This window comes from uncultured Sneathiella sp., from assembly GCF_963976355.1.
Classification (GTDB): Bacteria; Pseudomonadota; Alphaproteobacteria; order Sneathiellales; family Sneathiellaceae; genus Sneathiella.
Genome location: NZ_CAXBKA010000001.1, coordinates 752996 through 764455, shown reverse-complemented (window position 1 = coordinate 764455; position 11460 = coordinate 752996). Strand labels below are relative to the sequence as shown.

The 11460-nt window shown below is 51.6% G+C and carries 11 protein-coding genes; 7 read left to right on the top strand and 4 right to left on the bottom strand.

Annotated features, from left to right (window positions below; translation table 11 throughout):
• Positions 1-50 precede the first annotated feature (50 nt).
• From AAC599_RS03720 to AAC599_RS03705, 4 genes are all read left to right on the top strand, one after another.
• Entirely contained in the window at positions 51-434 is a 384-nt protein-coding gene (locus AAC599_RS03720; protein ID WP_340149054.1) for a hypothetical protein, read from the top strand.
• Complete coding sequence (locus AAC599_RS03715) at positions 431-1852, top strand: relaxase/mobilization nuclease domain-containing protein (RefSeq protein WP_340149053.1); 1422 nt, start codon at positions 431-433, stop codon at positions 1850-1852. The genes AAC599_RS03720 and AAC599_RS03715 overlap by 4 nt, the downstream gene beginning before the upstream one ends.
• A gap of 240 nt (positions 1853-2092) precedes the next feature.
• A complete protein-coding gene (locus AAC599_RS03710; protein ID WP_340149052.1) occupies positions 2093-2272 on the top strand; it encodes a hypothetical protein in 180 nt (59 codons plus the stop codon).
• A 160-nt stretch (positions 2273-2432) separates the two neighbouring features.
• Positions 2433-3635, top strand: coding sequence for a Fic family protein (locus AAC599_RS03705; protein ID WP_340149051.1), 1203 nt, complete (start codon positions 2433-2435; stop codon positions 3633-3635).
• A 45-nt stretch (positions 3636-3680) separates the two neighbouring features.
• Here AAC599_RS03705 and AAC599_RS03700 read toward each other — a convergent pair whose 3' ends face one another.
• Positions 3681-4589 carry a zincin-like metallopeptidase domain-containing protein gene (locus AAC599_RS03700; protein WP_340149050.1) on the bottom strand — a complete coding sequence of 303 codons (909 nt, stop codon included), beginning with the start codon at positions 4587-4589 and terminating at the stop codon, positions 3681-3683.
• A gap of 421 nt (positions 4590-5010) precedes the next feature.
• Between AAC599_RS03700 and AAC599_RS03695 the strand changes: the two genes are divergently transcribed.
• Together AAC599_RS03695 and AAC599_RS03690 are read left to right on the top strand one after the other, a co-directional pair.
• A complete protein-coding gene (locus AAC599_RS03695; RefSeq protein WP_340149049.1) occupies positions 5011-6345 on the top strand; it encodes a DUF4365 domain-containing protein in 1335 nt (444 codons plus the stop codon).
• Positions 6335-7792 (top strand): hypothetical protein, encoded by a 1458-nt coding sequence (locus tag AAC599_RS03690; protein ID WP_340149048.1) that lies wholly within the window; start codon positions 6335-6337, stop codon positions 7790-7792. Before AAC599_RS03695 ends, AAC599_RS03690 begins: the two co-directional genes overlap by 11 nt.
• Before the next feature lie 80 nt (positions 7793-7872).
• Here AAC599_RS03690 and AAC599_RS03685 read toward each other — a convergent pair whose 3' ends face one another.
• From AAC599_RS03685 to AAC599_RS03675, 3 genes are all read right to left on the bottom strand, one after another.
• Complete coding sequence (locus AAC599_RS03685) at positions 7873-8754, bottom strand: hypothetical protein (RefSeq protein ID WP_340149047.1); 882 nt, start codon at positions 8752-8754, stop codon at positions 7873-7875.
• Complete coding sequence (locus AAC599_RS03680) at positions 8736-9836, bottom strand: hypothetical protein (RefSeq protein WP_340149046.1); 1101 nt, start codon at positions 9834-9836, stop codon at positions 8736-8738. Before AAC599_RS03680 ends, AAC599_RS03685 begins: the two co-directional genes overlap by 19 nt.
• Before the next feature lie 482 nt (positions 9837-10318).
• Positions 10319-10768, bottom strand: a complete 450-nt coding sequence (locus AAC599_RS03675; protein ID WP_340149045.1) for a MarR family transcriptional regulator — start codon at positions 10766-10768, stop codon at positions 10319-10321.
• A 362-nt stretch (positions 10769-11130) separates the two neighbouring features.
• On the opposite strand from AAC599_RS03675, the gene AAC599_RS03670 reads away from it, so the two are divergent.
• Complete coding sequence (locus AAC599_RS03670) at positions 11131-11460, top strand: non-heme iron oxygenase ferredoxin subunit (RefSeq protein WP_340149044.1); 330 nt, start codon at positions 11131-11133, stop codon at positions 11458-11460.

Below are 11460 nucleotides of genomic sequence, written 5' to 3'. Positions count from 1 at the left end.
CTCTTCAACCCTGCAAATGATCCCGATATGGGCATTTGCGGGGTGGCTACATGACGAAGAAAGCCCCTCCTTTTTCACTCAGACTGACTTTTGAAGAGCGTGCACGGTTAGAACAGCTTGCCGGGGATATGCCTCTGGGCTCCTATATCAAGAAGAAAGTATTTGATGGCAAAGGGTTGAAAGGGCGTCGTGCCCGCTCCCGACAGCGCAAACCAATTAAGGATGAGCAGAAATTGGCTCATGTGTTGGCTATTCTTGGTCAATCACGGCTTGCCAACAATCTCAATCAACTCGCTAAAGCGGCTCATATCGGAACTTTGCCGATATTACCCGAAACCGAGCGGGATATTCGCCGCGCCTGCGCCGATGTGGCCTTGATGCGCCGCGAACTTTTACGCGCTCTGGGCCATCGAACAGATACAGAGCCGTCATGATCTTAAAAGGCTCTCAGAGAAGTGGTGCAAAACAACTCGGCCTACATCTTTTAAAAACTGAGGAGAATGAGCATGTTGAATTGCACGAAATTCGTGGGTTTATCTCTGATGATGTAATCGGAGCCTTGCGAGAGGCAGAAGCTATCGCCAAGGGAACTAAATGTAGACAATATCTGTTCTCTGTTTCCCTGAACCCGCCGCAAACGGAAAATGTCCGTATTGAGACGTTTGAACAGGCCATTCGCTCGATAGAAGAACGAAACGGTCTTACAGGGCAACCTCGCGTCATCATCTTCCATGAGAAGGAAGGTCGTCGACATGCGCATGCGGTGTGGAGCCGCATTGATGCGGAAACCATGACGGCAAAGCCAATGTCCTTCTATAAAAACAAGCTACAGGAAGTCTCCCGCCAGCTTTATCTAGAGAATGGCTGGAAGATGCCGCGCGGCCTTGTGGACTCCAAAGAGCGCGATCCAAGAAACTTCACGCTGGCCGAATGGCAGCAAGCAAAACGCATTGGCCAGCATGCCGGGGAACTTAAAGAGTCAATCCAGGAAGCCTGGGCCATATCTGATTCAAGAGCTACTTTCTCCCATGCGCTTGAAGAACGTGGTCTGTATCTCGCCCGAGGTGACCGTCGAGGCCATGTGGCCGTAACATTTGAAGGGGAAGCTATTTCCATTCCCCGCGCAACAGGCCACAAAGCCAAGGAGGTTAAAGCACGTCTGGGAGAACCAAAAGACCTGCGAAGCATCGAAGAAGCGCGGCAACGCATTGCCAAAGACATTTTGCCCAGGATGAATGATCACCTGAAGGAGGCTCGCTTAAAGGCAAAAACAGAGCTGGATGTCCTTAACGCTCGCCGTAAAGCAATGGCAAAGGCGCATGCATTAGAACGGGCAAAAATCGACGCCGGGCAAAAAGCCCGTTTTGAGCAAGAAGCACGGATGCGGGCTGAGCGGTTCCGCACAGGCATGCGCGGACTATGGGACCGGCTCACGGGAAAGCATGCGCAATTAGAAAAACAAAACCAACTGGAAGTGCTATGGGCTTTGCAACGGGATCGAGAGCAACGGCACGCTCTTGTAGCTGCCCAATTGAAAGACCGGCAGCACTTACAAACAGAAATTAACGTGGTGCGCACCAAACATGCCAGAACTCTTCGTGAACTACATTTTGATACGGCAAATTACCGCCTGATGAAGCGCGGTGAAATGCCGAAACCAAAATCCGCCTTTGATCGTTTGGAAGCGATGCGGGAGAAATCACGCGATGAGCTAACGCGCCACCGCTTTGACCGGTTAAAAGAGCAGAAACCTACAGCTATTTCTCAGCGAAATTCAACTGAAGATCGACTGCGTAAATTGAGAGAAGAGCAAAATGGTAAATCCGATCACGGCCCGGAGTTGGATCGCTAGTTTATAGATATAAATGTTTACTCAATGATATTGAGCCAATAAGCCAGAATTCAAACCTCTGCGAACCCATGCGTTGTTACTCTCTGCATTCAAAATGCCAAACACATTAGATATGTTTCCAAGCTTCATACCCCTCCGAAGCAGACCGGCTGAACCGTTCATGGCCTTCACTGGGCAATGACGGGACGGGCCGAAAGGCCCTGAACAGTTCGGGGCCTCCTTGAAAAACAGGAGGACATTATGAAACTCGTCTCACGATTTGAAGCGGCATCCCGCAGCACAGCGGAACTACACGGCCTATTGGCTGAAGCATTCAACGCCTTTTGCGCTGCGCCACGCAGTAGCGCAGAGCGCTATGATGCTCTTCAGAGCATGCGCAATATCGAAGATGAACTGGCGACACGTCCAACAGTTCCTTAAATTGGCTGCGCCTGCCCTTGTGGCAGGCGCAACATCAGTCGCCTTTAACCGGACATAGAAGCGGACATTTTGCAGGTAATGTTTATGCTGACATGCATCCTATCACTATGATATAATGCAGATATACCTGATTTTATAACAGGCAAAGAAAGCGGACAATATGAGCGAAAAAACGTTAAGAGATGATGGCGAGACAATAGGTTTGTTCGAGCCCTTGATGGTGAGCGAACGCTCCCCAAAACGCAGGGCATTGAACGATCTGTCGCTTGAACTTGCGACCGCTTCAACGCGTTTCGCAAGCAGTTTGCCTGAGTCTATTGCCGATGCCTTGGCCGATCTCATCCGCTCAATGAATTGTTACTATAGCAACCTAATCGAAGGCCATAACACACACCCGATTGATATCGAGCGAGCACTGATGGACGACTATAGTGCCGATCCTGAGAAACGCGACCTTCAACTTGAAGCCAAAGCCCACATCACGGTCCAGAAATGGATTGATGAGGGGGGTATGACTGATCAACCCACCTCACCGGAGATGATCAAAGAAACCCACCGGCGGTTTTGTGAATTGTTGCCGCCTGACCTGCTCTATGTCGAAATGCCTTCAACCGGTGAGAAAATACCGGTTGTTCCAGGTGAGTTCCGAGACCGTGATGTTGAAGTCGGGCGTCATGTGGCGATCAGCCCCGGTGCCGTGGATCGGTTTTTGGAGCGCATGCAAAAAGCTTATCACCCGGCAGGGCGGATTGAGCCTATTCTGGCATCGGCCTGCGCGCATCATAGATTGCTTTGGGTTCACCCGTTTCTGGACGGCAATGGGAGGGTAGCTCGCTTGATGTCCTATGCGATGCTAAGGGATGCGCTCGACACGAAGGGCCTTTGGTCAGTTGCACGCGGTCTTGCTCGCAATGAAACTGAATATAAGCGTCATCTGGCGGCGTGTGATGCGCCAAGGCACGGGGATCGCGATGGTCGCGGCACGTTGAGCGAAGCGGCTTTGGCTGATTTTACGGCTTTCTTTTTGAAAATATGCATTGACCAAATCACCTTCATGGAAGGTCTGATGAAGCCGGATCGGCTTCGAGACCGGATTCTGATCTGGGCAGAAGAAGAAATGCGGGCGGGAACACTGCCTGCAAAATCCGATACCGTGCTGCGCGCTGTATTGTTGCAAGGATCGATGGAGCGCGCAGACGTTGTGGCGCTTCTGGGGGTCACAGAACGCAGTGCGCGACGTGTGACCTCAGCCCTACTTGAGGTCGGCGCGCTACAATCAAGCAGCACCCGCGCGCCGTTGCAGCTTGCATTCCCTGCCAAACTTGCGGGGCGTTGGATGCCAGGCTTGTTCCCTGAGGAATAGAACGAAGTGACCGGCTAGCCATGAGGCCAGCCGAAAACTCACCATCTAGGCAGCTACACCGTCGCCTCTATTCACCTCAATCACCGGCTGCAAATCATGCAGAAAATCAGCAGCACGCTGCGCATGCGCGGCAGCGCTAAAAATCGCCCGCTTGTCATTCTTCAACACTTTCAGCCAGCTTTGGATATAGGCCGCATGATCCGTGCTGGATTCGGGCGTCAGTTCCAGATCGGCGCACAGGAATGCCGCGCCAAGCTCGGCGACCAGTTCTTCGCGGGCGTAGCCTTCATCCCCCCAACGCTTGCGCCCGAACTCCCGATCAAGGCGGCTCTTGTGCTTGGTCCAGTGAGTCAACTCATGGGCAAGGGTCGCATAATAAGCTTCGGGGTTGCGGAAGCTCTCAAAGACCGGCACCTGCACATGATCGCTACCGTTCGCATAATGGGCGCTGTTCCCGCCATGGCGGATATCCGCGCCGACATGCCCGAAAAACTCCTCGGCGTGATCGATGCGCATGGCAGGATCAATCACAGGCTCGGGCTTTGCATAGTAGTGCTCGGGCAGTCCTTCGATCTGTTCGACATTGAACACGCTGTAACCCTTCATAAAGGGAATCTTGCGCTCTTCCTCGCTGCCATCGTTCTGCTCTTCGGTCTTGGTGATCGTGTTGGCGTATACCACCAGATTGCCGCGTTCGCCCTTCTTCACATGTGCGCCAAGTTCCTTGGCCTGTTTGAAGGTCATCCAGAACGGGGAGAGATACCCCTCCTCAACAGCTACGCCCCACAGCATCAGGATATTGATGCCATTATAAGGCACGCCATTGTGTCGCAAAGGTTTGGTGATCTTGCCTTCAAGGTTGCCGCTGCTCCAAGGTTTGAGCCATGTCAACTCGCCTTGCTCCAGATCGGCAATAATCTTGTTGGTCACTCTTTCATAAATATCAATTTTCATTCGATTTCCCCTTTCTTAGATAGCCGGTTGCGCATGCAACCGTACTAGGCCCGCGCCAATGAGCGGGGGGATAGCCGTCAGGGCCGCAATCGGCGGAGGGGGATCACCCGTCCTGCACGAACGAAGGGAGGAAGGTCGGGGATACCGCCTAGATGCGTCCGGAGATTCAAGTGAAGGACTTGGCCTTGACGGCTCCGGGGGCCGCAGGCCCCAATCAAAGAAAAAAGTGTCAGCCGTTTACGGCTGGCGATAACTGCGCAAGGGATGGAAGCCGCATGGCCGAGACCGCCAAAGGCGGGCTTGGTTTACGAAAGCCCGGTCCGCTAGGATGTGCGTGGATGAATGTAGAATCTTATTAGTATGTGAATGAACATGTAACAATGTGCGTGCATTTGTTCCCACTATGTTCTAACCTATCGGCATGGCTAAAAAGATCACACACAGTCAGATGCTCGGAGAGCGCGGCGAGTCCGCCGTCCGCACACGATTCCTGAGCATGAATTTTCAATTTGACGGTCGATCACGGCTTGAAGCCGGAATCGATGGCATTGCCGAGATTATGATTGACGGCGAGCCGCAAGCGCGAATGATTGCGGTACAGATCAAAACAACAGAAAGCGGCAGATACACTGCCGAGAGCGACAATAGTTTCACCTATCTGCTGGAATCCGATGACCTCGCCTATTGGCGTGTTTCAAACCTTCCCGTGATACTCGTACTATATCGTGTCTCTGATGAGACATACTATTGGAAGGATGTCTCTTCCGGTGTCGGAAAAGATGCTCGTAAACTTACATTTAGCAAAATGGACGACGTCCTAGACCACAAAGCCGTGGACAGGCTTGCTGCTCTTACAGTTCCCAAGCATGGCGCTGGCTACTATGTGCCGCCCCTGGAAGGCGGCGAAGATGCTCTCGTCAATATGCTTCCGATCAAGCTACCGGATGAAATTTTCGTAGCGTCCACATCATATGATGGGAAGAAAGCAACGTCCGTTTTACTTGACGCAAGTGACACACCCCGATTTGACTGGGCAATCAAGGGCGGGAGCTTTTGGTCATTTCATGATCCGAGAGAGGAAGTAACGCGCGAGATTGTCGATCTGGACCAGGTCGAAGCGATTGATACGGCTTCCATTGCGTTTCACGAAGACATTCACGAACAGCATAACTTTGCGTTCCTTCTCAGAAATACATTGCAGCATCAGTTCCGCGATGAATTGCGTTGGGATAAGACGAAGAAGCTCTTCCACTTTTTAGCAAAAGAGAAAAACACATCCCGCACGTTCACCTATGATTCCGCAAAAAAGCGAGCGACGACAACCGTCGTCAATGTGGTGCAGCAAAAGGCAAATCCTGAGCGTGTTGCTTTTGTTCGCCATCATGCATTTGTCCCTAGGTTTGAGTGCTTTGGTGATGAATGGAACCTGATCATCACACCCACATATCACTTTACGACGAATGGGTTTATCCCACACTCATATCCTGATGCCCTCTTGTCAGGAAAAAAGCGGCTGGACAACAACGCCTCACTGCGCGGCCAGTTGATTATGTGGCACCGATTACTAGCGCGCGCGGCAAACGAAGTTCGGGGCTTATTTGACGAAGAGAGTGGCGAAGTTCCAATACTCTCTTTTGGCGAGCCGCCCGTTCTGACATTGCCGACGACTGTGCCCGAAGATGCGTGGGGTACGCCCAAAAAAGCGAGTGAACAAGAAGATTCTCAGCAGGCGGAGCTTTGGAAAGATGCAGTTTGAGAGCAAAGTCTTTGACGAACCACTTCTGGAGTTTGGCGACAAGCATAGTCATCCTGACCCGCGTTTGGGCCTTGTAGAGGCTGGCCCCCTTCAAACTCACCTTGGCGAGGTTATAAAGGTTGGTGTCGTAGGCAGTGCAGCAACTATTGAGTATACCGAGACGTTCTTGAGCGAGGCGGCAAACGGGTTCGAAAGTCAGTCAGAGAACCTGCCGAATCTTCACCCAGATTTTCCTGGTCTCCAGAACAGGAATCCGTTTCGGTGCAATTTTTCGATTCTTTCTGAGGCCACTTCAGCACTTTCAAAGTCCGAAATTGACCGGATTGTTAAAGAGCCTGACGACGGTAAGGCTGTCACAATGGCCGTGGACGCAATTTGCCGAAACCTGCAAGCGCTTGATGATGGCGGAAGCCGTCCCGAGGTTGCGATTGTGGCGTTGCCTGTAAACCTCATCGAGCGCGTATGGGTTGCGCATGCTAGCGGTAAAGGAACGACTGAAAAGGATGACAGCGGCGGTTCAGATGCGCCGAATTTCAGAGGCCTTTTGAAGGCGCGCACCATGAACATGAACTTTCCTATCCAGATTGTCTGGGAAGACGTGATCAACGACGAAGCGAAGATCCCGAGAAAGATCAAGGAAAGCAGTGATCGGAAGATTCAGGATCGTGCGGGCCGCGCATGGAATTTGCTGACGACGCTTTACTACAAAGGTAGCGGTCGCGTCCCGTGGCGGCGTCTTCCCCGTGAGGGCGAGTTCAAGGCATGCTATATCGGCATTAGCTTCTACCGCGACGTGAGCGGACAACAGCTATGGACCAGTTCCGCCCAGATGTTTGACGAGCGGGGACGCGGTTTCATCCTCAAGGGTCGACGCGCCCAGACGGAAACACGAGGCCGTCACCCCTACATGGCCAAACAGGATGCATTTGATCTGATCCGAAATGTGCTTGGAGCCTATCGTGATCATCACAAGCACTTTCCTGCCCGTGTCATTGTCATGAAAACCTCGCGGTTTCGAGACGAGGAAGCGGAAGGGGTCATCGAGGCACTGGAAGAGTGTCAAGCCGAACTTCGCGATCTTGTTTGGGTACAAGAGTCCTATGATGTTCGTGTTCTGAGAGACGGTGATTATCCAGTCTTGAGGGGGACATTTGTCGATCTGGATGGAAAGGGCTTGCTGTATACGAATGGAAGCATTCCGTACTATGGTACATATCCTGGTGTTTACGTTCCGAACCCGTTACTTCTTTGTCCTCACCCGAGCAGTGACAGCACTATTGCTCAAATTGCGGAGGAAGTTTTCTCGCTGACGAAAATCAACTGGAATTCAACCCAGATGAACCAGCGGCTGCCGATCCCGATCAGAGCGGCGCGAAAAGTGGGAGAGGTTTTGAAATACGTTTCAAATGACCAAACGATAAGTACCGACTATCGCCGATATATATAATTCGCGACAAACTTTTCTATGACATATCCAAACCCAGCAGCGTAACGGCTGTATGGGGATGATGGCCGAGCGGGTTGGTTCTAGCGTTGTGAAAGCGATCTGTACCAGCGACGCACTGTAGGTGAAACAGATGTATCGTCGTACCGAAAACACTCAGACATAGCATCAATAGAGTTAATGACTCCATTGAGAACTGGCGCAGAAAAACTGCTGCTACCACCCGTCGCGTAGTGGCTGACCCAATTGGCGACAATGGCAGGAACGTGAGAGGTCAATACATCCTGAACTTGCTGCGTATCCAAAACGAGAGTGTTGGCTCTTTGGTGCAGATCGATAGCTTCTTTAATTGCATCAAGACAATTTTTCACCATTTTACTTGTGTCCTTGATCGCAAAGTCAAGCGGCACAGGGATATTCACCTTACGGATTATTTGTTGAAGTTTGTATTCCAAATACTGCCGAACAATCGGCTCAGCCTCATTTATCTGCCCTGCAGATAGAAGTGTTGTTACGCGAGTCTTGAGCCGATCTGCGCCTTGCGCTTGATGGAGGATATCACCCATTGGGGGTGAGCCCTGCAGCTTATTGTGGTGCCAATTCGCTGTTCCGCCTTGGGTGTCAAAGTATTTTTCAAGCAAACCATCGTGGCTCAAGATAATGAATTGCAGTCCATCCGTATTTTGTGGGTGCTGCAATTTGGTCCTGATTAACTCCATCAGATAAAACTGATGCCCTGCATCAAAACTCGATGTCACGTCGTCAAGGACGACGAAACGCGGCGCGCCGGAATGCTTCATCGCTGCCGCAAGGAACACGGAAATCGCAAGAGCGTTGCGGTAGCTTTCTGAGAGCAAGGCGCGAGCGGAGAGCTTGCGCTGCCCATGGAAATCACTGAGTTCGACATTCAGATCTTCTTTGTCGTCAGCGCGCTGTAGATCAGGAACTACATCACCAACCTGCATGATGTCACTACATCACCAACCTGCATGATGTCTTTGTACATTGATTTGTACTCGGCATCGATGTCACTGATCTTAGCTTTGGATAGCGCCCCCTCGGCGGTCGCAAATCGTGATGAAGTCTTGGAAACAAATGTCTTCCAGCGCTCGCGAATATCCAATTTAGCCTGCTGTTTTGCTTCCTCCGATTGACCTTCTTGATAGCCGGCCAGGGCGTCCTTGAATTGCCGTCCGTATTCCACTTGCTCGGTAAGCTGAACAAGCGATGACGGAAGCTCTGCTTCGAGTTTCGTCTTCCTTTCTTGCGCTTTCGCCAGCAAGTCGGGTACAAGCTTGGTATGCGCGCCTGTTCGTGCAATCGCGGCGGTAGCGTCAGCTTCGCTGACTTCGCCTGATTTCATCTTGGTATCGAGCCCCGCGATAATACGGTCCTCAGGCACGACTCCCAGCGCTTTTGCAACTTCGTGGTCGGAAAGGCACTGTCGCCAAGCGGAGCCCTCCCAGAGTTCGCCAAGCTCTTTGGTCTTGGCCGCTGTATCAGCATACTGGGTGAGTTGATCCTTGATGTGAGTGCTTATGGAACTTTGCAGTTCGCTCTCACAGAGTGGACACTGGGCGTCATTCGTCCAAGCATCACTCTCCACAACATCCTGTGCCGCCGAATAGAGTTTTTCAAACAGGTCACCGCGGGTAGCCGCTAACAGTGCGTCTCGCTCGGTGATAAGCGCTTTAATCTTCTCCTGCTCTTCGCCAATCGCTTTTGCGTCGTGAGTCCCCAGAGCCTCCAATGCGGAGATGTCGGCAATGGCTGTCTCTAGCTCCTTGCGCTTTTCTCCACCCTCGGCCGTCTTGATTGCCTCCTTAATAGCATCGAAATCGATGTCGCCCAGCTCCTTGCCGTCGAAATGCTCCTTGAGCAGCTCAACATTTCCAAGTGCCTCGGAGACTTCGGCGGAGTACTGATCGAGCTTGCCCACATCTTCGAGCGGTTTTCCCGTGACCTTTTCGAAATTGGTGCGGAGTGCGGCCAAGGACTGCTGGACGGCGCGCTGCGTCCCCGCGATCTGCGTCGCCAGAACCTTCATCTCAAGATCGGTATTTGTCGTGCGCGTGTCAGAGACGACCTGCAGCGCCTGACGACAATCAGAGTATTCGGAAAGACCAAGAAGGGCAGAGAACGTGCGACCGCGTTCCAGCGGTGACTCCTCTATAAAACGGGAGAACGTGCGATAGTCCAGAAGCGCAAAAGCCTCGTTTAGGGTATTGAGAAAATTCTCTGGATCGCTATGCCCGCTGGGGCTTGCGACCGTTCTGTTCCCGGAACTGTCGCGCTCTACCTTGATGGAAACAGCCGCCCCTCCATCGTCCGGCTCTAGCTCGATCTCGATCAGCGCCTTGTTGCCAGAGTGAAAGCGGTTGCAGTAATAGTCCTGCGGCCGTCCACGTGAGCCTTTACAATTAGATACTCAAATGCCATTGACCCTTCCCGTTCTTGTGAAGGTTTGGAGTGTTTGAGTGACAGGCTAGCATCAGAGGTGAACGGTCTGGGATATGTCCCTTGGTACCTTCAGACCTTTTTCTGGATTTGGAGCGCGAGAATGAGTTTGTGTGAAATGCTGAAAAACGCTTCTCGTTCGATTTCTGTCAGTTGCTTTTCCATGAAGAAGTGAAGCTCTGAGGCGACAGGGTAGACCTGTGCAAATGTGTCTTCCCCTAGTTCGGTCAATGAGACTTCGATCACTCGCTTGTTCTCAGGTAGTGGTGTACGGCTCACTAAGTCTGTTCGCTCAAGTTGATCTATGACTCTGCTCAACGTCGATTGATTTATCACCGCCAGTTCTGAAACCTTCCCGATGCTCATTGATCCGAATGAGTGCAAGATAGACAAAACACGCCATTGGGGAATTGAAATTCCGATTTCACCAAGCTTCTCTGCTAGCCGAGCATTCACTTTGCTTGTGAGTTGATTGAGCCAGAACGGGATGAATGTCTCTAGAGAGGCATCTTTCTGTATCATCGTAATTCCTCCTTCTTAGGTCCAAGGCGATTGCGGAGAACTGGCATTTCAAGAGGGCTCAGTCTCGCGAACCCGAAAGTAAAATTCATCTTTGACTGCGATTGGCGCCTTTATTCCCTCAACAGACTCATACGGAAACGAGTGATTCTAGACACGGTTTCTGTTTTGCGTCGAACACTGTTGGACCGATGAGTTCATGCATTGCTCCAATAGGATCAATATAGCGTGCCTTAGATGTAATTGACATATGTAAAATCATATGATAGTGCAAATGATGTGTTTGGCGATACCTCGACTGCGCACGCGAGGAAGCCCATCAGCAGGTTCATTTGCAGTCCTGAATATCGATTGATGGAGAAGGTATGGAGACGGATGTTCTTACTCATGTCGCGGACATGAGTGTTTTCAATGATGATGATGTCGTTGCCGTTGAGGTCGGTGACCTCGAACTCGCATTGTATCACATGGACGGAGAGGTGTTCGCGTCGGATCAGATGTGTACTCACGGATTGGCATCCTTGGCAGATGGTTTGATGTTGGACGGTCTGATCGAATGCCCACTGCACTCTGGAACATTCGATGTGAAGACCGGTAAGGCGGTTGGCGCCCCGTGCACTGAGGATCTCAAGACATACAAGGTTTCTGTTGAAGGGACGGCCATATTCGTAGCCCTTCCGGCAAACACGGTTTGA